Below are 22,961 nucleotides of genomic sequence, written 5' to 3'. Positions count from 1 at the left end.
GCCCGCCGGCCCCGTCTCGGGTAAAGTCGCCCCCCTTCATTGGCATGGGGACAAAAAAGAGATGTTTATTGGATTCGATTACGGGACCGCCAACTGTTCCGTTGCAGTGATGCGCGACCACGGCCCCGAGCTGTTGACGCTGGAAAACAACGCGCCCTATCTGCCTTCGATGCTGTGCGCGCCGACCCGCGAAGCGGTGAGCGAATGCCTGCACCGCCATTGGCAGATCCCGACCGGCAGCGAAGAAAACCAGCAGCTGCTGCGCCGCGCCATCAGTTACAACCGCGAAGAAGACATTCCGGTCAACGGCGACAGCGTGCTGTTCGGCCTGCAGGCGCTGGCGCACTATATGGAAGATCCGGAAGAGGTGTACTTCGTGCGCTCGCCGAAGTCCTTCCTCGGCGCCAACGGCTTGAAGCCGCAGCAGATCGCGCTGTTCGAAGACCTGGTGTGCGCCATGATGTTCCACATCAAACGCCAGGCGGAAAACGTGCTGCAAACCGGCATCGATCAGGCGGTGATCGGCAGGCCGATCAACTTCCAGGGCATCGGCGGCGACGAAGCCAACCGGCAGGCGCAGGGCATTTTGCAGCGCGCCGCCGAACGCGCCGGTTTCAAGGAGATTGAATTCCAGTTCGAGCCGGTGGCGGCGGGGCTGGACTTCGAGGCGACGCTGAGCGAAGAGCAAACCGTGCTGGTGGTGGACATCGGCGGCGGCACCACCGACTGCTCGGTGCTGCTGATGGGGCCGCAGTGGCGCGACCGCGCCGATCGCCAGCAGAGCCTGCTGGGCCACAGCGGCTGCCGGGTCGGCGGTAACGATCTGGACATCATGCTGGCCTTCAAACAGCTGATGCCGCTGTTCGGCCTCGGCGGCGAAACCGCGAAGGGCATCGCCCTGCCGGCGCTGCCTTACTGGAACGCGGTGGCGACCAACGACGTGCCGGCGCAAAACGATTTCTACAGCGCCGCCAACGGCCGCGTGCTGCGCGATCTGATCCTCGACGCGGCAGAGCCGGAAAAGGTGAAACGCCTGCTGAAAGTGTACCAGCAGCGCCTGAGCTACCGACTGGTGCGTGCGGCCGAAGAGAGTAAGATCGCCCTGTCCGGCCAAACGGCCATCAGCGCGCCGCTCAATTTCGTGCAGGCCGATCTGGCGGAGAGCATCAGCCAGGATCAGCTCGCCGACGCCATCTCGCAGCCATTGATGCGCATCCAGGAGCAGGTCAGCGCCGCATTGGCCAGCAGCCAGACCGCGCCGCAGGTGATCTACCTGACCGGCGGCAGCGCGCGTTCGCCGCTGCTGCGCGCCGCGCTGCAACAGCAGCTGCCGGGCATTCCGATCGTCGGCGGCAACGACTTCGGCTCGGTCACCGCCGGGCTGGCGCGCTGGGCGCAAACGCTGTTCCGTTGACAGCCCAAGGGCGCGGCTCGCCGCGCCTTTGTTTATTGGAGGCCCTATCATGTCCACCTTGCTTACCCTCGACAGCGCCAGGCTGCGGCTGCGCCCCTGGCGTGACGACGATCTGCCGGCCTTCGCCGCGCTTAACGCCGATCCGCAGGTGATGCGCTATTTCCCGGCGCTGATGACGGCCGAGGAAAGCCGCGCGCAGGCCGAACGCATCCGCGCCTTCATGCAACAACACGGCTGGGGGCTGTGGGCGGTGGAAGTGAAAGACGGCGCGCCTTTTATCGGCTTTGTCGGGCTGGCGCGGCCGGGTGACGACCTGCCCTGCTCCCCCTGCGTGGAGATTGGCTGGCGGCTGGCGGCGGCTCACTGGGGCAACGGCTACGCCGCTGAGGCGGCGCGCGCCGCGCTGGCGTGCGCCTTCGACACGCTGCACCTGCCGGAAGTGGTGTCCTTCACCGCCGAAGATAACCAGCCGTCGCGCCGGGTGATGACGCGCATCGGTATGCGCTTCGACGGTGAAACCTTCCTGCACCCGCGCCTGCCGGCGGGCCATCCGCTGCAACAGCACGTCTTGTACCGGCTTAACCGGCAAACGTGGCGCGAACGCCACGGCGATTAATACAGCGTATCCTTCAGCCGCTGCGGCAGCGCGCTGTCGTACTCCTCACCGTCGAAGCGCGTTTGGCTCACCGCAGCCAAGATTTGGCCGGGGCTGGGCAGCGCCGAACGTTCGAGGCGGCGGCCCTCTTCCCACAACCCCGAACGCAAGATCGCCCGGCTGCACTGGAAGAACACCGCCTCCACCCGAATGCGCAGCACCGAACGCGGCAGCTGGTTGCGGTGGGCGAAGCGCTGCAACATCGCCGGCGCCACCACGATCTCCGCCCGCCCGTTAATCCGCAGCGTTTCGCCGATGCCGGGGATCAGCAACAGCAGCGCCACCCGGTTATCGTGCAGGATATTGCGCAGGCTATCGATGCGATTATTGCCGCGCCGATCCGGCAACAGCAGGGTTTTCTCGTCTTCGATCTGGATAAAACCGGCCGGATCGCCGCGCGGGGAGACATCCATGCCGTCCGGCCCGACCGTCGAGAGGGCGGCAAACGGCGCCGCCTCGATAAACGGACGGTACGCCGGGTGGATATAGCTGACTTCTTTAAAAACCGAGGGCGCGGCAGGTTTGCCGTAAAGCTGTTCCAGCGCCGCGAGGTCGTTGATGATATCGCCAGACATTGCAGTTTCCTGAATAAGTCATATTGACCCCTTCAGCATAGAGCAAAATCGCCGGCGGCTCTTACTCAGCGCTGGCGTGGTTCAGCGTCTGAATGTCGTCCGCATCCAGCGTCAGGCGGGTGGCGCTGACCAACTCATCCAGCTGCGGCAACGAGGTGGCGCTGACGATCGGCGCGGTGATGCTCGGACGCGCAATCAGCCAGGCCAACGAGACCTGCGCCGGAGAGCTGCCGTGTTTGCCCGCCACCTGATCCAGCGCTGCCAGAATGCGGAAACCGCGCGGGTTCAGGTAGCGTTCGACGATGCGATCGCCGCGCTGGCTTTTGCCCTCGTCCGCTTTGCTGCGGTATTTGCCGGTCAGAAAACCGCTGGCCAGCGCGAAGAAATTGATCACCCCGAGCCCGTGGCGCTGCGCCACGCCTTCCAGCTCGGCTTCATACCCTTCGCGCGCATACAGATTGTATTCCGGCTGCAGGGTTTCGTAGCGCGCCAATCCGTTGTTCTCGCTCACCCGCAGCGCTTCTTCCAGGCGATCCGCCTGATAGTTGGAGGCGCCGATCGCCCGCACCTTGCCGGCCTTGATCAGCGCATCGAACGCCGCCAGCGTCTCTTCCAGCGGCGTATCGCGGTCATCGTCGTGCGACTGGTAGAGATCGATATAATCGGTTTGCAGGCGCCGCAGCGAATCCTCCACCGCCTGCTGAATATAGCGCGGCGACAGCCCCTGTTTGCCTTCGCCCATCGGTTTGCCCACCTTGGTGGCGATGATCACCTGGTCGCGCTTGCCGCTCTTCTTCAGCCATTCGCCGATGACGGTTTCCGATTCGCCGCCCCGGTTGCCCGGCGCCCAGCTGGAATAAACGTCGGCGGTATCGATAAAGTTGAGCTGATTGTCCACCAGCGCATCCAGCAGGCTGAACGAGGTCGCTTGATCCGCCGTCCAGCCGAACACGTTGCCGCCAAAGGTCAACGCCGGCACCTGAATGCCCGAACGGCCCAGTTGTTTCTTGCTCATCACAAAGGCTCCATGGGTTAAATGATTTGCCTGTTAATTATTAGCGCCAAATGCAGGAAACCGTTAAAACGTATTGGCTATAAGCTGAAACAAATCACTTATAAACATAGCACGCTCAAATCACCCACTTATTAAGACAATGCTGACGGTTCCTCCATATTTCCTTCATTTTTATGCCGTCCCCGCTGGCTAAACTAGTATCCTGTAAGGAGTGTCATTTTTGTGGCAATGAGTGCCCGCCCCCCTGCCTTTTGGAGAGAATTTTCACCACCATGAATGCAAAACCCCAACGCCGTTCCCTGATGCCGCGCCTGCTGGTTGCGGCCATCTTGGTCATCGCCGCCGTCTTCGCCTGGCGTTATTTTAACGCCGCTCAACCGCCGGCCGGCACGGCCCCGGGCGCGCAGCAGACCGGCGGCAAAGCGGGGGCCGGTCGCGCGGCGGGCGGGCGGCGCGGCGCGCCGATGTCGCCGGTGCAGGCGGCGACGGCCACACAACAGACGGTGCCGCGCTATCTTTCCGGCTTGGGCACCGCCACCGCCGCCAATACCGTGACCGTCACCAGCCGGGTCGATGGCCAACTGATGGCGATCCACTTTACCGAAGGCCAGCAGGTCAAAGCCGGCGATCTGCTGGCGGAGATCGATCCCCGGCCGTTCCAGGTGCAGCTGACCCAGGCGCAGGGACAGTTGGCGAAAGATCAGGCCACGCTGGCCAACGCCCGGCGCGATCTGGCGCGCTATCAGCAATTGGTGAAAAGCAATCTGGTCTCCCGTCAGGAGCTGGATACGCAGGCCTCGCTGGTGCAGCAAACCGAAGGCGCCATCAAGGCCGATCAGGGCGCGGTCGACAGCGCCAAACTGCAGATCACCTACAGCCGCATCACTGCGCCAATCGACGGCCGCGTCGGCCTGAAACTGGTCGACGTCGGCAACTACGTCACCAGCGGCAGCACCACCGGTCTGGTGGTGATCACGCAGACGCACCCGATCGACGTGGTGTTCACGCTGCCCGAAGGCAACATCGCCGATCTGCTCAAGGCGCAAAAAGCCGGGCCGGTGAGCGTCGAAGCCTGGGATCGCACCAACCAGAACAAGCTGACGACCGGTTCGCTGCTGAGCCTGGACAACCAAATTGATACCGCCACCGGCACCATCAAGCTGAAAGCGCGTTTCGCCAACGAAGATGACGCGCTGTTCCCCAACCAGTTCGTCAACGCGCGGCTGCAAGTGGATACCCTGCACGATGCGGTGGTGATCCCGACCGCCGCGCTGCAGATGGGCAACGAAGGCAACTTCGTCTGGACGCTCGGCGAAGACAACAAGGTCAGCAAACATCGGGTCACCGCCGGCGTGCAGGACAGCCGGCAGGTGGTGATCAGCGCCGGCCTCAACGCCGGCGATCGGGTGGTGACCGACGGCATCGATCGCCTGACCGAAGGCATGCAGGTGGAAGTGCTCGCGCCGAACGACGCGCCTGCGACGTCAAAAGCCAAGCGCGAACCTGACGTTCAGAGGAAGTCCTGATGCAGGTGATGCCTCCCAACGCCGGCGGCGGTCCGTCCCGCCTGTTTATTCTGCGCCCGGTCGCCACCACGCTGCTGATGGTGGCGATATTGCTGGCGGGGATTATCGGCTATCGCGCGCTGCCGGTATCCGCGTTGCCGGAAGTGGATTACCCCACCATTCAGGTGGTGACGCTATACCCCGGCGCCAGCCCGGACGTGGTCACCTCCGCCATTACCGCGCCGCTGGAACGCCAGTTCGGCCAGATGTCCGGCCTGAAGCAAATGGCGTCGCAAAGCGCCGGCGGCGCCTCGGTGGTGACGCTGCAATTCCAGCTGACGCTGCCGCTCGACGTCGCGGAGCAGGAAGTGCAGGCGGCGATCAACGCCGCCACCAACCTGCTGCCGAACGATCTGCCCTACCCGCCGATTTACAGCAAGGTTAACCCCGCCGATCCGCCGATCCTGACGCTGGCCGTGACCTCCACCGCCATGCCAATGACGCAGGTGGAAGACATGGTGGAAACCCGCGTAGCGCAAAAAATTTCTCAGGTGACCGGCGTCGGCCTGGTGACCCTGGCCGGCGGCCAACGCCCGGCGGTGCGCGTAAAATTAAACGCCGCGGCGGTCGCCGCCTATGGCCTGAACAGCGAAACCATCCGCGCCGCCATCAGCAACGCCAACGTCAACTCGGCGAAAGGCAGCCTTGACGGCCCGACCCGATCGGTCACCCTGTCCGCCAACGACCAAATGAAATCCGCCGACGACTATCGCCAGCTGATCGTCGCCTATCAAAACGGCGCGGCGATCCGCCTGCAGGATATCGCCACCATCGAACAAGGGGCGGAAAACACCCGGCTGGCGGCCTGGGCCAACCAGCAGCAGGCGATCGTGCTGAACATCCAACGCCAGCCCGGCGTCAACGTCATCACCACCGCCGACAGCATCCGCGAAATGCTGCCGACGCTGATTAAAAGCCTGCCCAAGTCGGTCGATGTCAAGATGCTGACCGATCGCACCACCACCATCCGCGCCTCGGTCAGCGACGTGCAGTTCGAGCTGCTGCTGGCAGTCGCGCTGGTGGTGATGGTGATCTACGTGTTCCTGCGCAACGTGCCGGCGACCATTATCCCCAGCGTGGCGGTGCCGCTGTCGCTGGTGGGCACCTTCGCCGCCATGTACTTCCTCGGCTTCTCCATCAACAACCTGACGCTGATGGCGCTGACCATCGCCACCGGCTTCGTGGTGGACGACGCCATCGTGGTGATCGAGAACATCTCGCGCTACATCGAGAAAGGGAAAAAGCCGCTCGACGCCGCGCTGAAAGGGGCCGGCGAGATCGGCTTCACCATCATCTCGCTGACCTTCTCGCTGGTGGCGGTGCTGATCCCGCTGCTGTTCATGGGCGACATCGTCGGCCGCCTGTTCCGCGAGTTCGCCGTCACGCTGGCGGTAGCGATTTTGATCTCCGCCGTGGTGTCGCTGACGCTGACGCCGATGATGTGCGCGCGCATGCTCAGCCACGAATCGCTGCGCAAGCAGAACCGTTTTTCTGCCGCCTCCGAACGCTTTTTCGAGCGGGTGATCGCGCGCTACGGCCAGTGGCTGAAAACGGTGCTTAACCATCCCTGGCTGACGCTCGGCGTGGCCGTGGGCACCCTGGCGCTGACGGTGCTGCTGTACCTGCTGATCCCGAAAGGTTTCTTCCCGGTGCAGGACAACGGCATCATTCAGGGCACGCTGGAAGCGCCGCAGAGCGTCTCGTTCAGCAACATGGCCGAGCGCCAGCAGCAGGTCGCGGCGCAGATCCTCAAGGATCCGGCGGTGGAAAGCCTGACCTCGTTCGTCGGCGTCGACGGCAGCAACGCCACGCTCAACAGCGGCCGGCTGCAGATCAACCTGAAACCGCTGAGCGAACGCAGCGACCGCATTCCGGCGATCATCAGCCGCCTGCAGCAGCAAACGGCGCAGTTCCCCGGCGTGAAGCTGTACCTGCAGCCGGTGCAGGATCTGACCATCGATACCCAGGTCAGCCGCACCCAGTACCAGTTCACCCTGCAGGCGATGTCGCTGGACGATCTCAGCCTGTGGGTGCCGCAGCTGATGGATGAGCTGAAACAAACCCCGCAGTTGGCGGACGTCACCAGCGACTGGCAGGATCAGGGGCTGGTGGCCTACGTCAACGTCGATCGCGATTCGGCCTCCCGCCTCGGCGTCACCATGAGCGACGTGGACAATGCGCTGTACAACGCGTTCGGCCAGCGCCTGATCTCCACCATCTACACCCAGGCCAACCAATACCGCGTGGTGCTGGAGCACGACGTCAGCGCGACACCGGGGCTGGCGGCGCTCAATGAGATCCGTCTGAGCGGCAACGACGGCGCCGTAGTGCCGCTGAGCGCCATCGCCAAAATCGAAGAGCGCTTCGGCCCGCTGTCGGTCAACCATCTCGATCAGTTCCCGTCGGCCACCGTTTCGTTCAACGTCGCCGACGGCTACTCGCTCGGCGAAGCGGTGGACGCGGTCACCCAGGCGGAAAAAAATCTCAACATGCCAAGGGACATCACCACCCAATTCCAGGGGGCGACCCTGGCCTTCCAGGCGGCGCTCGGCAACACGCTGTGGCTGATTTTGGCGGCGGTAGTGGCGATGTACATCGTGCTGGGCGTGCTGTATGAAAGCTTCATTCATCCGGTGACCATCCTCTCCACCCTGCCGACCGCCGGGGTCGGCGCACTGCTCGCGCTGATGATGGCCGGCAGCGAGCTGGACGTGATCGCCATCATCGGCATCATCCTGCTGATCGGCATCGTGAAGAAGAACGCCATCATGATGATCGACTTCGCGCTGGCGGCGGAACGCGAGCAGGGCTTATCGCCGCGCGACGCCATCTATCAGGCCTGTCTGCTGCGTTTTAGGCCGATCCTGATGACCACGCTGGCGGCCCTGCTCGGCGCGCTGCCGCTGATGCTGAGCACCGGCGTCGGCGCGGAGCTGCGGCATCCGCTCGGCGTCTGTATGGTCGGCGGTTTGATCATGAGCCAGATCCTGACGCTGTTCACCACGCCGGTGATCTACCTGCTGTTTGACAAACTGGCGCGCAACACGCATCGCCAGCCGGATACGCAGGAGCTGCCGTGAAATTCTTCGCCCTGTTCATTCACCGGCCGGTGGCCACCACCCTGCTGACGCTGGCCATCGCCATCAGCGGCGCGATCGGCTTTCGCCTGCTGCCGGTGTCGCCGCTGCCGCAGGTGGATTTTCCGGTGATTTCGATCAGCGCGTCGCTGCCGGGCGCCTCGCCGGAAACCATGGCGTCCTCGGTGGCAACGCCGCTGGAGCGCGCGCTGGGCCGCATCGCCGGGGTTAACGAAATGACCTCGATGAGCTCGCTCGGCAGTACCCGGGTCATTTTGCAGTTCGATCTCGATCGCGATATCAACGGCGCCGCGCGCGACGTGCAGGCGGCGATTAACGCCGCGCAAAGCCTGCTGCCGACCGGCATGCCGAGCCGCCCCAGCTACCGCAAGGTCAACCCATCCGACGCGCCGATCATGATCCTGACGCTGACCTCGGACACCTACAGTCAGGGGCAGCTTTACGATTTCGCCTCCACCCAGCTGGCGCAGAAGATCAGCCAGACCGAGGGCGTCGGCGACGTTTCCGTCGGCGGCAGCTCGCTGCCGGCGGTGCGGGTGGAGCTGAACCCTTCGGCGCTGTTCAATCAGGGCGTGTCGCTGGACACCGTACGGCAGGCCATCGCCAACGCCAACGTGCGCCGCCCGCAGGGCGCCGTGGAAAACCCGCAGCAGCGCTGGCAGATCCAGGCCAACGACGCGCTGAAAACCGCCGATGCTTATCGTCCGCTGATCATTCATTACAACAACGGCTCGGCGGTGCGTTTAGCCGACGTGGCCGAGGTCAAAGACTCGGTGCAAGACGTGCGCAACGCCGGGATGACCGACGCCAAACCGGCGATCATTCTGGCCATCAGCCGCGCGCCGGACGCCAACATCATCGAAACCGTCGATCGCATTCGCGCCGAGCTGCCCGCCCTGCAGGAGAATATCCCGGCTTCGATTCAACTCAACGTCGCGCAGGATCGTTCGCCGACCATCCGCGCGTCGCTGGCCGAGGTGGAGCAGTCGCTGGCGATCGCCATCGGGCTGGTGATCCTGGTGGTGTTCATCTTCCTGCGCTCCGGGCGCGCCACGCTGATCCCGGCGGTCGCCGTACCGGTGTCGCTGATCGGCTCGTTCGCCGCCATGTATCTGTGCGGGTTCAGCCTCAACAACCTGTCGCTGATGGCGTTGACCATCGCCACCGGCTTTGTGGTGGACGACGCCATCGTGGTGCTGGAAAACATTTCCCGCCACGTCGAGGCCGGCATGAAACCGATCAACGCCGCGCTGCTGGGCGCGCGGGAGGTCGGTTTCACCGTGCTGTCGATGAGCGTTTCGCTGGTGGCGGTGTTTATCCCGCTGCTGCTGATGGAAGGCCTGCCCGGCCGGCTATTCCGCGAGTTCGCCGTCACCCTGTCGGTGTCGATCGGGCTGTCGCTGATCGTCTCGCTGACGCTCACGCCGATGATGTGCGCCTACCTGCTGCGCCACCAGCCGCCGCGTTCGCAGCGGCGGGCGCGCGGCTTCGGTAAAATGCTGCTGGGGCTGCAGCAGGGCTACGGGCGCTCGCTGAACTGGGTGCTCGGCCACTCGCGCTGGGTGCTGGCGGTGTTCCTCGCCACCGTGGCGCTCAACGTTTGGCTGTATATCAGCATCCCGAAAACCTTCTTCCCGGAACAGGATACTGGCCGCCTGATGGGCTTTATCCAGGCCGACCAAAGCATTTCGTTCCAGGCGATGCGCGGCAAACTGGAAGACTTCATGAAAATCGTGCGCGAAGATCCGGACGTGGAAAACGTCACCGGTTTTACCGGCGGTTCGCGCACCAACAGCGGTTCGATGTTCATCTCACTGAAACCCCTGTCGGTACGCAGCGACGACGCGCAGAAAGTGATCGCCCGCCTGCGCGCCCGCTTGGCCAAAGAACCGGGCGCCAGCCTGTTTCTGATGGCGGTGCAGGATATCCGCGTCGGCGGCCGGCAGGCCAACGCCAGCTATCAATATACGTTGCTGGCGGACGATCTCGCTGCGCTGCGCGAATGGGAGCCGAAGATCCGCACCGCACTGGCCGCATTGCCCGAGCTGGCGGACGTCAACTCGGATCAGCAGGATAAAGGCTCGGAGATGGATCTGGTCTACGATCGCGAAACCATGGCGCGCCTCGGCATTTCGGTGTCCGACGCCAACAACCTGTTGAACAACGCCTTCGGCCAGCGACAGATTTCGACCATCTACCAACCGCTCAACCAATACAAAGTCGTGATGGAAGTGGCGCCACCCTACACCCAGGACGTGAGTTCGCTGGACAAAATGTTCATCATCAACAACGAAGGCAAAGCGATACCGCTCTCCTACTTCGCCAGTTGGCGGCCGGCCAACGCGCCGCTGTCGGTCAACCATCAGGGGCTGTCCGCCGCCTCGACCGTCTCCTTTAACCTGCCGGACGGCGGCAGCCTGTCGGACGCCACCGCCGCGGTCGAGCGCACCATGACTCAGCTCGGCGTGCCGTCTACGGTGCGCGGCGCGTTCGCCGGCACCGCCCAGGTGTTCCAGGACACCCTGAAGTCGCAGCTGATCCTGATCCTGGCGGCGATCGCCACGGTGTATATCGTGCTCGGCGTGCTGTACGAGAGCTATATCCATCCGCTGACCATCCTTTCCACGCTGCCTTCCGCCGGCGTGGGGGCGCTGCTGGCGCTCGAGCTGTTCGGCGCGCCGTTCAGCCTGATCGCGCTGATCGGCATCATGCTGTTGATCGGCATCGTGAAGAAAAACGCCATCATGATGGTCGACTTCGCGCTCGAATCGCAGCGCAACGGCGGCATCAGCGCCCGCGAGGCGATTTTCCAGGCCAGCCTGCTGCGTTTCCGGCCGATCATGATGACCACGCTGGCGGCGTTGTTCGGCGCGCTGCCGCTGGTGCTGACCCGCGGCGACGGCGCGGAGTTGCGCCAGCCGCTCGGCATCACCATCGCCGGCGGCCTGGTGATGAGCCAACTGCTGACGCTGTACACCACCCCGGTGGTCTACCTTTACTTCGACCGGCTGCAGGCGAAGTTCCGCCGCAACAAGCAACTGGCTCCACTGCCCCATTAATGGCCGACCGATGCTGATGAAACACGCCGCCACCGTACGCTGGCAACTCTGGATAGTGGCATTCGGCTTCTTTATGCAGACGCTGGATACCACTATCGTCAACACCGCCCTGCCCTCGATGGCCGCCAGCCTGGGGGAGAACCCGCTGCGCATGCAGTCGGTGATCGTCTCCTATGTGCTGACGGTGGCGGTGACGCTGCCGGCCAGCGGCTGGCTGGCGGACAAGGTCGGCGTACAGCGAGTGTTTTTCAGCGCCATCGTGCTGTTTACCCTCGGCTCCCTCCTCTGCGCCCGCTCGGAAACCCTGAACGAGCTGATCGCCTCGCGCGTGATTCAGGGCGTCGGCGGCGCGATGATGGTGCCGGTCGGGCGCCTGACGGTGATGAAGATCGTGCCGCGCGAGCAGTACATGGCGGCGATGACCTTCGTGACGCTGCCGGGCCAGATCGGCCCGCTGATGGGGCCGGCGCTCGGCGGTTTCCTGGTGCAATACGCCAGTTGGCACTGGATTTTCCTGATCAATATTCCGGTGGGCATCGTGGGCGCCATCGCCACGCTGCTGCTGATGCCCAACTACCAAATGCAGACCCGCCGCTTCGATCTCAGCGGCTTTATCCTGCTGGCGATCGGCATGGCGTCGCTGACGCTGGCGCTCGACGGCCATAAAGGCATGGGGCTGTCCGGCGGCGCCATCGCCGGCCTGGTGGCGCTGGGCGCAGCGGCGCTGTTAGGGTATGTTTGGCATGCCTACGGCAATAGCCGCGCCCTGTTCTCGCTGCGGCTGCTGCGCACCCCGACCTACAAAATCGGGCTGCTGGCCAGCCTGCTGGGGCGCATCGGCAGCGGCATGCTGCCGTTCATGACGCCGCTGTTCCTGCAGGTGGGCATGGGTTTCACGCCGTTCCACGCCGGGCTGATGATGATCCCGATGATCATCGGCAGCATGGGCATGAAACGCATCGTGGTGCAGGTAGTCAACCGCTTCGGCTACCGCAACGTGCTGGTGGCCGCCACGCTGCTGCTGGCGCTGGTCAGCCTGAGCTTCCTGCTGGCGGCGATGCTCGGCTGGCTGTGGCTGCTGCCGGTGGTGCTGTTCTTCCAGGGGATGATCAACTCACTGCGCTTCTCGGCGATGAACACCCTGACGCTGAAAGATCTGCCGGACCGGCTGGCCAGCAGCGGCAACAGTCTGCTGTCGATGGTCATGCAGCTGTCGATGAGCCTCGGCGTCAGCGTCGCCGGCATCTTGATCGGCAGCTTCGCCCATCACCAGGTGGTGGCCGATAGCCCGGCCATCCACAGCGCATTTATTTACAGCTACGGCTGTATGGCGTTGATTATCGCTCTGCCCGCGCTGGCCTTCGCGCGCGTGCCGGCCGATAGCGCGCCCAACCGCACGCTGACCAAAGAGCCGGGTACCGGCTCAACGAGGTTGCAATGAGGATAGGCATTACCGGAAAACTGTTCCTGGCCATTTTCGCTACCTGCATGCTGGTGTTGATCACCATGCATTGGGGGGTGCGCGTCAGCTTTGAGCGCGGCTTTATCGATTACATCAAGAGCAGCAACGAGCAGCGCATCAACATGCTGAGCGAAGCGCTGGAGGAACAGTACAGCCATCATGGCAACTGGATATTCCTGCGCAACAACGATCAGGTGGTCTACCAGATCATGCGTTCGTTCGAGCAGAATAGCGACAGCAGCCACAATCTGCCGCCCAAGGGGTGGCGCACCCAGTTTTGGGTGGTGGACAGCCAGTTCAATCGCTTGGTCGGGCATTCGGGCCCCTTGCCGAAGGAGGGGCCGCGCCACCCGATCCGCTACAACAACGAGATCGTCGGCTGGGTGCTCACCACCCCGGTCGAGCGCCTGACGCGCAATACCGACATCAACTTCGATCGCCAGCAGCGGCGCACCAGCTGGATTATCGTCGCGCTCTCCACCCTGTTGGCGGCGGCGGTGACCTGGCTGCTGTCGCGCGGCATGCTGGCCCCGGTCAAGCGCCTGGTGGCGGGCACCCACCGCCTGGCGGCGGGCGATTTCACCACCCGCGTGGCGGTCAGCAGCCAGGATGAACTGGGCAGGCTGGCGCACGACTTCAACCAGTTGGCCACCTCGCTGGAAAAAAACGAGCAGATGCGCCGCGCCTTTATGGCCGATGTATCACATGAGCTGCGCACGCCGCTGGCAGTGCTGCGCGGCGAGCTGGAGGCGCTGCAGGACGGCGTGCGCCAGCCGACGCCGGCGTCGCTCAGTTCGCTGCAGGCCGAGGTATCCACCCTGACCAAACTGGTCGACGACCTGCACCAGCTGTCGCTCTCCGATCTCGGCGCGCTGGCCTATCGCAAGGCGTCGGTGGACTGCGTGCACCTGGTGCAGATCGCCGTCGCCGCCTTTCGCGAACGCTTCCGCGCCAAAGGGCTGGAGATCGTCACCCATCTGCCGGCCCAGGCGCCGCTGTTCGGCGATCCCGATCGCCTGAACCAACTGTTCAATAACCTGCTGGAAAACAGCCTGCGTTACACCGACGCCGGCGGCCGGTTGGAGATCGGCGTCGAACTGCAGCCGGGGCGGCTGCTTCTTTACTGGCAGGACAGCGCGCCGGGCATCAGCGATCAGCAACTGACGCGCATTTTCGAACGTTTCTACCGGGCGGAAGGTTCACGCAACCGCGCCAGCGGCGGTTCCGGGCTGGGGTTGGCGATCTGCCACAACATCGTGGAAGCGCACGACGGGAAAATCCGCGCCGAGCATTCGCCTTTAGGCGGCGTGCGCATTACAGTAGAATTTGCTACCCCGATAAAAAATAAGGCGCCCTGATGGACATTCAGAATCAACCCGTGCAGATCATGATTGTTGAAGATGAGCCCAAGCTGGGCCAGCTGCTGGTGGATTATCTCCAGGCGGCGGGCTACGCCACCCGCTGGCTGACCAACGGCAATGAGGTGGTGCCGACCGTGCACCAGCATCCGCCGGCGCTGATCTTGCTCGACCTGATGTTGCCGGGGGCCGACGGCCTGACGGTGTGCCGCGAGCTGCGCCGCTTCAGCGACGTGCCCATCGTGATGGTGACGGCGAAAATTGAAGAGATTGACCGCCTGTTGGGGCTGGAGATCGGCGCCGACGATTACATCTGCAAACCCTACAGCCCGCGCGAAGTGGTGGCGCGGGTGAAAACCATCCTGCGCCGCAGCTATCGGCCACAGGAGAACGCGCGGGAAGATGATCTGCTGCACATCGATGAACCGCGCTTCCAGGCCAGCTATCAGGGGCAGTTGCTGGATCTGACGCCGGCGGAGTTCCGCCTGCTGAAAACGCTGGCCAGCCAGCCGGGCAACGTGTTTTCACGCGAGCAGTTGCTGAACAACCTGTACGACGACTACCGGGTGGTCACCGACCGCACCATCGACAGCCACATCAAAAACCTGCGCCGCAAGCTGGAACTGATCGATGGGGAAAAATCCTTTATCCGCTCGGTATACGGCGTGGGCTACCGCTGGGAAGCCGAGCCCTGCCGGCTGATGAATGGGGTTTAGGGAGAAATCAGCGCGTCCAGTCTTCAACCGCCAACCCGGGCACCATGGCGAATGCGCGATCGTTGGTCACCAGCGTCGCGCCACGGCTCTGCGCGTGAGCGGCGATCAGTTGATCCATCGCGCCCATGACTTTGCCCTTTCTCTCCATGTTTGCCCGCATTTCACCGTAGCAGCGGGCGGCCTCGCTATCCCATGCATAGACCGTCACCGCAGCAAGAAAGGCCTCGACCATGCTTTGCAACGCCTTGTTCCGCCGTTTAGCCACACCGTAACGCAGTTCCGCCTCCGTGACGCTGGAAATACATACGGCAGAAGGCGGGAGCTTTTCCATGACGTTAAGCACCTGCGGATGCTGCCGAAACAAGTGGCTGACGGTGTTGGTATCAAACATGTACATCGCCTACTCTTCCTCTGAGAAGGGATCGCGGTCGGCAACCCCTTGCTGACGATCTTCCGCGCCAAGAAACTCTTGCGGCACCGGCGTTTGGGCGATAATGCTCAGCAGCGGTGCCCAGCTGTCCGGCTTTGCCGGATATTTGGATAAAATCACGTTGCCCTCCCGATCGCGACGGATATAGACACGATCCGTATCAAATTCAAATTCCACCGGTAACCTCACCGCCTGATTTCTGCCGTTTTTAAACAGCTTTGCGATCCTTTCCATCTCGACACCTCCACAGCAGGCATAGGCCAAAGCATATGCCTGTAGCGTGTCGATGCCAAGATGTATCGCTCATTTTTCATCCACATTGACGAAACGGCCAAACAGTAACGCACAATCTCACGGGGTGACACCCTGTTCCCCTCGTTATGCGGCGCACTGCGCAATCACGCCTTCTCCCTTAGCTTCCCGTGCGGCGCTGTGCCTCTCGGGCGAAAACTCCGCGCCGGCGCAAAAAAACTGCGCATTTTTTCAACTAAGCTGCTGTGAGGTTTAGCCGCCGATTTTCAAGCGATTGGCTACACTTACATCACGAATCGGAACCTACAGGAGAAGAACCATGGCAATCGGTCATTACGAGCTGAAAAAAGCAAAGAACGGACAGTACCACTTCAACCTGAAAGCCAGTAACGGCGAGATCATTCTGGCCAGCGAGATGTATGCCAGCAAAGCCTCGGCGGAGAACGGCATCGCCTCGGTGCAGACCAATTCACCGCACGAAGCGCAGTACGAACTGAAGCACAGCGCCAGCAATCAGCCCTACTTTGTGCTGAAGGCCAAGAACCATCAGGTGATCGGCGTCAGCGAAATGTACAGCTCCGAAAGCGCGGCCAAAAACGGTATCCAGTCGGTGATAAAAAACGGCCCGACCACCGATATCCGCGATTTGAGCGCCTGATCCCCCGTTTCACCCGCGCGGTGGCGGCCACCGCGCGTTTTCCGTTTGACCGGGATCAATCTCCCTTGAATAAATCCGGTTAACTGCTGATTTCTTGCCGCGCTGCGGCTACAATCCCCCGCTTTTACTGCGCCATCAGGTGGCGTGGTGCTGACCTGAAATCAGACCGAGACACACTATGTTTACACCAGAACTTCTCTCCCCGGCCGGCACGCTGAAAAATATGCGTTACGCCTTCGCCTACGGCGCCGATGCGGTTTACGCCGGCCAGCCGCGCTACAGCCTGCGGGTGCGCAACAACGAGTTCAACCACGAGAATCTGGCGCAGGGCATCAACGAAGCGCATGCGCTGGGCAAAAAGTTCTACGTGGTGGTGAACATCGCCCCGCACAACGCCAAGTTGAAAACCTTCCTGCGCGATCTGAAGCCGGTTATCGATATGGGCCCGGATGCGCTGATCATGTCCGATCCCGGCCTTATCATGATGGTGCGCGAAGCCTTCCCGCAGATGGACATCCACCTGTCGGTGCAGGCCAACGCCGTTAACTGGGCGACGGTGAAGTTCTGGAAGCAAATGGGCCTGACCCGCGTGATCCTGTCGCGCGAACTGTCGCTGGAAGAGATCGCCGAGATCCGCGCCGAAGTGCCGGACATGGAGCTGGAGATCTTCGTCCACGGCGCGCTGTGCATGGCCTACTCCGGCCGCTGCCTGCTGTCCGGCTACATCAACAAGCGCGATCCCAATCAGGGCACCTGCACCAATGCCTGCCGCTGGCAGTACAAAGCGGAGGAAGGCAAAGAGGACGACACCGGCAATATCGTGCACCTGCACGAGCCGATCCCGGTGCAAACCGTCGAGCCGACGCTGGGCATCGGCGCGCCGACCGACAAGGTGTTCATGCTGTCTGAAGCGCAAAAGCCAGGCGAATATATGAGCGCCTTCGAGGACGAACACGGCACCTATATCATGAACTCCAAGGATCTGCGCGCCATCCAGCACGTGGAGCGTCTGACGCAGCTCGGCGTGCATTCGCTGAAGATCGAAGGGCGCACCAAGTCGTTCTACTACTGCGCCCGCACCGCACAGGTCTATCGCCGCGCCATCGACGACGCGGCCGCCGGCAAACCGTTCGATCCGACCCTGCTCACCACGCTGGAAGGCCTGGCGCACCGCGGCTATACCGAAGGCTTCCTGCGCCGCCACGTGCACGAAGCGCAGCAGAATTACGACTACGGCTCCTCGCTCTCCGAGCGCCAGCAGTTCGTCGGCGAATTCACCGGCGTGCGCCGTGATGGCTGGGCGGAAGTCGACGTGAAGAATAAGTTCGCGCTCGGCGACAGCGTCGAAATGATGACGCCGGGCGGCAACGTGGTGTTCACCCTCGAGAGCATGCAAAATAAGAAAGGCGAATCGATTGAGGTGGCGCCGGGCAACGGCCATATCGTTTATTTGCCGATCCCGCAGGATATCGATCTCAATTATGCGTTGCTGATCCGCAATTTGGCGGAAGAAAATAGCGCCGGGGCATAAAAATGAATCGCCGTCATTCGGCGGCGATTTTTAGCAAATATTAGAATTGGATCACATCAATGCGCGCGCAGCTTGGTTACTATCACGCTGCTTAAAACGAACAACGAAAATATTTGCATAGCAATACTAGGAACCACCTCCTTAGCCGGCCCAATCTCCCTTGGGCTGGCTTTTTCTTTATGGGTGCGCCTATTTTTTTCCACCATGCCTATTTCCATAACTTATTCCCGTTATCCGTTTTAATAATAATAATCACGCCGCTTCGATATATAAATAACGCTACAGCGATTAATCCTCGCTTCTTTAACACTTCGCTTATTTCTGCGTAAAATTCAGATAAATTCGCCTTGCTTCATATTCACTGAGCGTCGGCAAATAACCGGAATTAGCTGAATATTCTGATGGCCTGGTGGCGGCAGCTGGTTTATCTTGAGGCATTCTTGGTTTTCCGCCGGAGGATATCGGCAATGCCTCAACACTCACATGCGTCCGCCCTGCTTATCATCAACGGCAAAGGCGCCGGTAACGAAGAGCTGCGTCAGGCGGTCAACCGGCTGCGCAAAGAACAGATAACGCTGCACGTGCGCGTCACCTGGGAGCACGGCGATGCCGCGCGCTATGTCGCGGAAGCCGCGCAGCTCGGCGTCGGCACCGTCGTCGCCGGCGGCGGTGACGGCACCATCAACGAAGTGGCCGCCGCGCTGGTGCAGCTGCCGGCGCACAACCGGCCGGCGCTGGGCATCCTGCCGCTCGGCACCGCCAACGACTTCGCCATGGCGTGCAATATCCCTCCGTCCCCCGAACTGGCGCTGCAGCTGGCGATCAAGGGCCGCTCGGTGCCGATCGATCTGGCGAAGGTCAACGGCGAGCGCTATTTCATCAACATGGCCACCGGCGGCTTCGGCACCCGCATCACCACCGAAACGCCGGAGAAGCTGAAAGCGGCGCTGGGCGGCGTGTCCTACTTTGTGCACGGCCTGCTGCGCATGGATACGCTGCAGGCCGACCGCTGTGAAATCCGCGGGCCGGACTTTCGCTGGGCCGGCGAGGCGCTGGTGATCGGCATCGGCAACGGCAAACAGGCCGGCGGCGGCCAGGAACTGTGCCCCAGCGCGCTGATCAACGACGGCCTGCTGCAGCTGCGCCTGCTGATCGCCGATGAACTGCTGCCGGCGCTGGTCGCCGCCCTGTTCAACGACGAAGAGAGCAACAGCATCCTCAGCGCGGCGCTGCCGTGGCTCGAGATCGACGCGCCGCATGAGATGACTTTCAACCTCGACGGCGAACCGCTCAAAGGCCGCCATTTCCGCATCGAAGTGTTGCCGCAGGCCATCGAATGCCGCCTGCCGCCTAACTGCGCCCTGCTGGGCTGACCTTGTCGGGCGCAGCCGCTGCGCCCCGCTTCTTCCCCTCTGTTCACCCGCTTCCGCGCACGATCAAATGTGATCCTCTCCGGCAAATTCATTAATTCATACTTGTATGGTAGTTAGTTCATGGCGTATTTTCGCGCTATCTCTCCGCAGCTACAGGATGTGAAGGTTATGAAAATCGTCAACGCCGAGGTGTTCGTCACCTGCCCGGGGCGCAACTTTGTCACGCTGAAAATCACCACCGATGACGGCATCATCGGCCTCGGTGACGCCACGCTGAACGGGCGCGAATTGCCGGTGGCCTCTTACCTGAAAGATCACCTCTGCCCGCAGTTGATCGGCCGCGACGCGCAGCGGATCGAGGACCTCTGGCAATTCTTCTACAAAGGCGCTTACTGGCGGCGCGGCCCGGTGACCATGTCCGCCATTTCCGCCGTCGACATGGCGCTGTGGGACATCAAGGCCAAGGCCGCCAACATGCCGCTGTATCAGCTGTTGGGCGGTGCCTCGCGCTCGGGAGTGATGGTGTATTGCCATACCACCGGCCACTCGATCGACGAAGTGCTCGACGACTACGCCAAACATAAAGAGCAAGGCTTCAAGGCGATCCGCGTTCAATGCGGCGTGCCGGGCATGAAAACCACCTACGGCATGGCCAAGGGCAAAGGCCAGGCTTATGAGCCGGCCACCAAGGGCGAGTGGCCGGAGGAGCAGCTGTGGTCGACGGAAAAATACCTCGACTTCACCCCCAAACTGTTCGACGCGGTGCGCAACAAGTTCGGCTTCAACGAACACCTGCTGCACGACATGCACCACCGCCTGACGCCAATTGAAGCGGCGCGCTTCGGTAAAAGCGCCGAACCGTATCGCCTGTTCTGGATGGAAGATCCGACGCCGGCGGAAAATCAGGCCTGTTTCCGCCTGATCCGCCAGCATACCGTCACGCCGATCGCTGTCGGCGAGGTGTTCAACAGCATCTGGGACTGCAAACAGCTGATCGAAGAACAGCTGATCGACTACATCCGCACCACCCTGACGCACGCGGGCGGCATTACCGGCATGCGGCGCATCGCCGACTTCGCCTCGCTGTATCAGGTGCGCACCGGTTCACACGGCCCTTCCGATCTGTCGCCGATCTGCATGGCGGCGGCGCTGCACTTCGATCTGTGGGTGCCGAACTTCGGCGTGCAGGAATACATGGGCTATTCCGAGCAAATGCTCGAGGTGTTCCCGCACAGCTGGACGTTCGACGACGGCTATATGCATCCGGGCGACAAGCCGGGCATCGGCATCGAGTTCGATGAGAAGCTGGCGGCCCGTTACCCCTATGAACCGGCCTACCTGCCGGTCGCGCGTCTGGAGGATGGCACCTTATGGAACTGGTAAACACCATGCGCAGCGTCGTGATCGAACAGCCCGGGCGCCTGGCGCTGCAGACGCGCGCGCTGCCGCAGCCGGCGGCCGGCGAGGTGCGGGTCAAGGTGAAATTCGCCGGCATCTGCGGCTCCGACGTCCATATCTATCACGGCCATAACCCGTTCGCCCGCTATCCGCGTGTGATCGGCCACGAGTTCTTCGGCCTGATCGATGCGCTGGGCGAAGGCGTCGATCCGGCGCGCCTCGGCGAACGCGTCTCGGTAGACCCGGTGGTGAGCTGCGGCCACTGCTATCCCTGTTCGGTCGGCCGCCCCAACGTCTGCACCTCGCTGCAGGTGATCGGCGTGCACCGCGACGGCGGCTTCAGCGACTATGCCTGCGTGCCGGCGCGCAACGCCTATCCGGTTCCGCCGGCCATCAGCGATCGCCACGCCGCGATGATCGAACCCTTCAGCATCGCCGCCAACATTACCGCCCATCTGCAACCGCGCCCCGACGACATCGCGCTGATCTACGGCGCCGGGCCGATGGGGCTCACGGTGATCCAGACGCTGAAAGGGGTGTACGGCGTCAGGCAGGTGTGGGTCGTCGATCGCATCGCCGAGCGGCTGGAGATGGCGCGCGCCAACGGCGCCGACCAAACATTCAACAACGCCGAGGCCGCATTGCCGCAGGCGCTGCAGCAGCGCGGCGTTCAGCCGACGCTGATCGTCGATGCCGCCTGCCACCCCGCCATTTTACCGGAGGCGATCGCGCTGGCTTCGCCGGCGGCGCGCATCGGCATCATGGGCTTTTCCGGCGACGCCTGCACCCTGACCCAGCAGAGCATCACCAGCAAGGAGCTGTCGATCTTCTCCTCGCGCCTGAACAGCGCGCGCTTTCCGCAGGTGATCGCCTGGATGGCGGACGGCAAGCTAGACCCGCAGCGGCTGCTCACCCACTGCGTGCCCGCCGACGACGTCGAACGGGCGATGCAGATGTTCGAGCGGGATCAGCGCACCTGCTGCAAGGTGCTGCTGCAGTTCGAGTAACGCCAAGGCGGCATCGGGGCATTGGGCGGCGCCCGCCGCCCGTGCAAACAATGAAGCATCACGATTAAAACGACACCCAGTGGAGCGCTTTATGTTTAAAAACCTGCGTTGGACCATCGTGTTCCTGCTGTTCATGGTCTACATGATCAACTACCTCGACCGCGTGGCGCTGTCGATCACCGTGCCGATGATCGAACAGGATCTGATGCTGAACGCCGAACAGTTCGGTCTGATCTTCGGCAGCTTCTTCTTCGGCTACGCCATTTTCAACTTCGTCGGCGGGCTGGCGGTCGACCGCTTCGGCCCGACGCTGGTGCTGGGCGTGGCGGTCGGCCTGTGGTCCATCTTCTGCGGCATGACGGCGATCGCCACCGGTTTTTACTCAATGCTGATCCTGCGCGTCCTGTTCGGCATGGCCGAAGGGCCGATCTGCGCCTCGGCCAACAAGATGATCAACGGCTGGTTCCCGAAGAAACAGGCGGCGACCGCCGTGGGCCTGCTCAGCGCCGGTTCGCCGTTGGGCGGCGCGGTGGCCGGGCCGATCGTCGGCTATCTGGCGCTGGCGTTCGGCTGGCGGCCGGCGTTTATGATTATCTGCGCCATCGGCATCGTCTGGATGCTGGTGTGGTTCTTCGTGGTGGCGGATAACCCGGCGAAAAGCCAACGCGTCAGCAACGAAGAACGGGCGCTGATCGCACGGTTGAAACAGGAAAATCTCGGCGAGGAAAGCGCCTTGAGCGACGCCCCGCACGGGCTGGGCTACTACCTGAAGCAGCCGATCATTCTGGTCACCGCCTTCGCCTTCTTCTGCTACAACTACATCCTGTTCTTCTTCCTGAGCTGGTTCCCCTCGTATCTGGTGCAGGCACACAACCTGAACATCAAAGAGATGAGCCTGACCACGATGATCCCGTGGATCGTCGGCTTCGTCGGGCTGGCGCTCGGCGGCTATATTTCCGACAAGATCTTCAACATCACCGGCAAATTGCTGCTGTCGCGCAAGATCGTGTTGGTCACCAGCCTGCTGGCGGCGGCGGTGTGCGTGGCGTTGGCGGGCACCGTCAGCAGCGTGGTGCCGGCGGTGATGCTGATGTCGGTGTCGATCTTCTTCCTCTACATTACCGGCGCTCTCTACTGGGCGATCATCCAGGACGTGGTGCATAAATCCCGGGTCGGCGGCGCCAGCGGGTTCATTCATTTGATCGGCAGCGTCTCCGGCATCATCGGGCCGATCGCCACCGGCTACATCGTGCAGAACACCGGCAAATTCGACAGCGCCTTTATGCTGGCGGGCGGCGTCGCCGCGCTGGGCGCGCTGCTGGTGCTGCTAGTGATCAAGGCGCCGCGCGCAACGGCGGGCGTGCAAATCTTAAAACCCTAACGCCAGACGGGGCG

At 62.6% G+C, this 22,961-nt stretch carries 18 protein-coding genes; 14 read left to right on the top strand and 4 right to left on the bottom strand.

Annotated features, from left to right (window positions below):
- The first annotated feature begins 61 nt into the window (after positions 1–61).
- The gene (gene yegD, locus MMS95_RS11885) at positions 62–1,414 is read left to right on the top strand and encodes a molecular chaperone (protein WP_021504427.1); all 1,353 of its coding nucleotides are present in this window, start codon (positions 62–64) and stop codon (positions 1,412–1,414) included.
- Positions 1,415–1,463: 49 nt separating this feature from the next.
- Positions 1,464–2,030, top strand: coding sequence for a GNAT family N-acetyltransferase (locus MMS95_RS11880; RefSeq protein WP_075684606.1), 567 nt, complete (start codon positions 1,464–1,466; stop codon positions 2,028–2,030).
- On the opposite strand, the gene MMS95_RS11875 is transcribed toward MMS95_RS11880, so the two are convergent.
- On the bottom strand, positions 2,027–2,644 hold the full coding sequence (locus tag MMS95_RS11875; protein WP_049239885.1) for a pyridoxamine 5'-phosphate oxidase family protein: 618 nt from the start codon (positions 2,642–2,644) through the stop codon (positions 2,027–2,029). The two genes, MMS95_RS11880 and MMS95_RS11875, sit on opposite strands and share 4 nt — an antisense overlap.
- A gap of 61 nt (positions 2,645–2,705) precedes the next feature.
- Positions 2,706–3,659 (bottom strand): aldo/keto reductase, encoded by a 954-nt coding sequence (locus MMS95_RS11870; protein WP_033632388.1) that lies wholly within the window; start codon positions 3,657–3,659, stop codon positions 2,706–2,708.
- Positions 3,660–3,931: 272 nt separating this feature from the next.
- On the opposite strand from MMS95_RS11870, the gene MMS95_RS11865 reads away from it, so the two are divergent.
- The 6 genes from MMS95_RS11865 to baeR are packed head-to-tail and all read left to right on the top strand — an operon-like array spanning position 3,932 to position 14,917.
- Complete coding sequence (locus tag MMS95_RS11865; protein ID WP_242141726.1) at positions 3,932–5,185, top strand: MdtA/MuxA family multidrug efflux RND transporter periplasmic adaptor subunit; 1,254 nt, start codon at positions 3,932–3,934, stop codon at positions 5,183–5,185.
- Positions 5,185–8,304 carry an MdtB/MuxB family multidrug efflux RND transporter permease subunit gene (locus tag MMS95_RS11860; RefSeq protein ID WP_242141725.1) on the top strand — a complete coding sequence of 1,040 codons (3,120 nt, stop codon included), beginning with the start codon at positions 5,185–5,187 and terminating at the stop codon, positions 8,302–8,304. Before MMS95_RS11865 ends, MMS95_RS11860 begins: the two co-directional genes overlap by 1 nt.
- Positions 8,301–11,381 carry a multidrug efflux RND transporter permease subunit MdtC gene (mdtC, locus tag MMS95_RS11855; protein WP_033632385.1) on the top strand — a complete coding sequence of 1,027 codons (3,081 nt, stop codon included), beginning with the start codon at positions 8,301–8,303 and terminating at the stop codon, positions 11,379–11,381. The genes MMS95_RS11860 and mdtC overlap by 4 nt, the downstream gene beginning before the upstream one ends.
- 10 nt (positions 11,382–11,391) lie before the next feature.
- Positions 11,392–12,822 (top strand): multidrug transporter subunit MdtD, encoded by a 1,431-nt coding sequence (gene mdtD / locus MMS95_RS11850; protein WP_242141724.1) that lies wholly within the window; start codon positions 11,392–11,394, stop codon positions 12,820–12,822.
- Complete coding sequence (baeS, locus tag MMS95_RS11845; RefSeq protein WP_004941570.1) at positions 12,819–14,201, top strand: two-component system sensor histidine kinase BaeS; 1,383 nt, start codon at positions 12,819–12,821, stop codon at positions 14,199–14,201. The genes mdtD and baeS overlap by 4 nt, the downstream gene beginning before the upstream one ends.
- A complete protein-coding gene (gene baeR / locus MMS95_RS11840) occupies positions 14,201–14,917 on the top strand; it encodes a two-component system response regulator BaeR (protein WP_004941568.1) in 717 nt (238 codons plus the stop codon). The genes baeS and baeR overlap by 1 nt, the downstream gene beginning before the upstream one ends.
- Before the next feature lie 7 nt (positions 14,918–14,924).
- Here baeR and MMS95_RS11835 read toward each other — a convergent pair whose 3' ends face one another.
- Entirely contained in the window at positions 14,925–15,314 is a 390-nt protein-coding gene (locus tag MMS95_RS11835; protein ID WP_004941566.1) for a type II toxin-antitoxin system VapC family toxin, read from the bottom strand.
- Positions 15,315–15,317: 3 nt separating this feature from the next.
- Entirely contained in the window at positions 15,318–15,581 is a 264-nt protein-coding gene (locus MMS95_RS11830) for an AbrB/MazE/SpoVT family DNA-binding domain-containing protein (protein WP_004941563.1), read from the bottom strand.
- Positions 15,582–15,918: 337 nt separating this feature from the next.
- On the opposite strand from MMS95_RS11830, the gene MMS95_RS11825 reads away from it, so the two are divergent.
- From MMS95_RS11825 to MMS95_RS11800, 6 genes are all read left to right on the top strand, one after another.
- A complete protein-coding gene (locus MMS95_RS11825; RefSeq protein WP_004941561.1) occupies positions 15,919–16,257 on the top strand; it encodes a YegP family protein in 339 nt (112 codons plus the stop codon).
- Positions 16,258–16,435: 178 nt separating this feature from the next.
- A complete protein-coding gene (gene yegQ, locus MMS95_RS11820; RefSeq protein WP_004941558.1) occupies positions 16,436–17,788 on the top strand; it encodes a tRNA 5-hydroxyuridine modification protein YegQ in 1,353 nt (450 codons plus the stop codon).
- Between the two features lie 467 nt (positions 17,789–18,255).
- Positions 18,256–19,161 (top strand): lipid kinase YegS, encoded by a 906-nt coding sequence (yegS, locus tag MMS95_RS11815; protein WP_015378742.1) that lies wholly within the window; start codon positions 18,256–18,258, stop codon positions 19,159–19,161.
- 168 nt (positions 19,162–19,329) lie between these two features.
- Positions 19,330–20,544, top strand: coding sequence for a D-mannonate dehydratase ManD (gene manD / locus MMS95_RS11810; RefSeq protein WP_049239892.1), 1,215 nt, complete (start codon positions 19,330–19,332; stop codon positions 20,542–20,544).
- Between the two features lie 5 nt (positions 20,545–20,549).
- Entirely contained in the window at positions 20,550–21,566 is a 1,017-nt protein-coding gene (locus MMS95_RS11805) for a Zn-dependent oxidoreductase (RefSeq protein ID WP_161800768.1), read from the top strand.
- Between the two features lie 91 nt (positions 21,567–21,657).
- A complete protein-coding gene (locus MMS95_RS11800; RefSeq protein WP_015378745.1) occupies positions 21,658–22,947 on the top strand; it encodes an MFS transporter in 1,290 nt (429 codons plus the stop codon).
- Positions 22,948–22,961 lie beyond the last annotated feature (14 nt).

The sequence above is a fragment of the Serratia sp. PGPR-27 genome (assembly GCF_022678525.1).
GTDB lineage: Bacteria > Pseudomonadota > Gammaproteobacteria > Enterobacterales > Enterobacteriaceae > Serratia > Serratia nematodiphila.
The sequence above is the reverse complement of the archived record's forward strand: the minus strand, read 5'-3'. Positions and strand labels throughout refer to the sequence as shown.

What these genes read in the sequence shown, in the direction of transcription:
- MMS95_RS11880 (WP_075684606.1), top strand. Translation starts at nt 1,464, where the DNA reads ATGTCCACCTTGCTTACCCTCGACAGCGCCAGGCTGCGGCTGCGCCCC.
- manD (WP_049239892.1), top strand. Translation starts at nt 19,330, where the DNA reads ATGAAAATCGTCAACGCCGAGGTGTTCGTCACCTGCCCGGGGCGCAAC.
- MMS95_RS11865 (WP_242141726.1), top strand. Translation starts at nt 3,932, where the DNA reads ATGAATGCAAAACCCCAACGCCGTTCCCTGATGCCGCGCCTGCTGGTT.
- MMS95_RS11835 (WP_004941566.1), bottom strand. Translation starts at nt 15,314, where the DNA reads ATGTACATGTTTGATACCAACACCGTCAGCCACTTGTTTCGGCAGCAT.
- MMS95_RS11800 (WP_015378745.1), top strand. Translation starts at nt 21,658, where the DNA reads ATGTTTAAAAACCTGCGTTGGACCATCGTGTTCCTGCTGTTCATGGTC.
- mdtD (WP_242141724.1), top strand. Translation starts at nt 11,392, where the DNA reads ATGCTGATGAAACACGCCGCCACCGTACGCTGGCAACTCTGGATAGTG.
- yegQ (WP_004941558.1), top strand. Translation starts at nt 16,436, where the DNA reads ATGTTTACACCAGAACTTCTCTCCCCGGCCGGCACGCTGAAAAATATG.
- MMS95_RS11805 (WP_161800768.1), top strand. Translation starts at nt 20,550, where the DNA reads ATGCGCAGCGTCGTGATCGAACAGCCCGGGCGCCTGGCGCTGCAGACG.
- baeR (WP_004941568.1), top strand. Translation starts at nt 14,201, where the DNA reads ATGGACATTCAGAATCAACCCGTGCAGATCATGATTGTTGAAGATGAG.
- MMS95_RS11860 (WP_242141725.1), top strand. Translation starts at nt 5,185, where the DNA reads ATGCAGGTGATGCCTCCCAACGCCGGCGGCGGTCCGTCCCGCCTGTTT.
- MMS95_RS11875 (WP_049239885.1), bottom strand. Translation starts at nt 2,644, where the DNA reads ATGTCTGGCGATATCATCAACGACCTCGCGGCGCTGGAACAGCTTTAC.
- yegD (WP_021504427.1), top strand. Translation starts at nt 62, where the DNA reads ATGTTTATTGGATTCGATTACGGGACCGCCAACTGTTCCGTTGCAGTG.
- baeS (WP_004941570.1), top strand. Translation starts at nt 12,819, where the DNA reads ATGAGGATAGGCATTACCGGAAAACTGTTCCTGGCCATTTTCGCTACC.
- yegS (WP_015378742.1), top strand. Translation starts at nt 18,256, where the DNA reads ATGCCTCAACACTCACATGCGTCCGCCCTGCTTATCATCAACGGCAAA.
- MMS95_RS11825 (WP_004941561.1), top strand. Translation starts at nt 15,919, where the DNA reads ATGGCAATCGGTCATTACGAGCTGAAAAAAGCAAAGAACGGACAGTAC.
- MMS95_RS11830 (WP_004941563.1), bottom strand. Translation starts at nt 15,581, where the DNA reads ATGGAAAGGATCGCAAAGCTGTTTAAAAACGGCAGAAATCAGGCGGTG.
- MMS95_RS11870 (WP_033632388.1), bottom strand. Translation starts at nt 3,659, where the DNA reads ATGAGCAAGAAACAACTGGGCCGTTCGGGCATTCAGGTGCCGGCGTTG.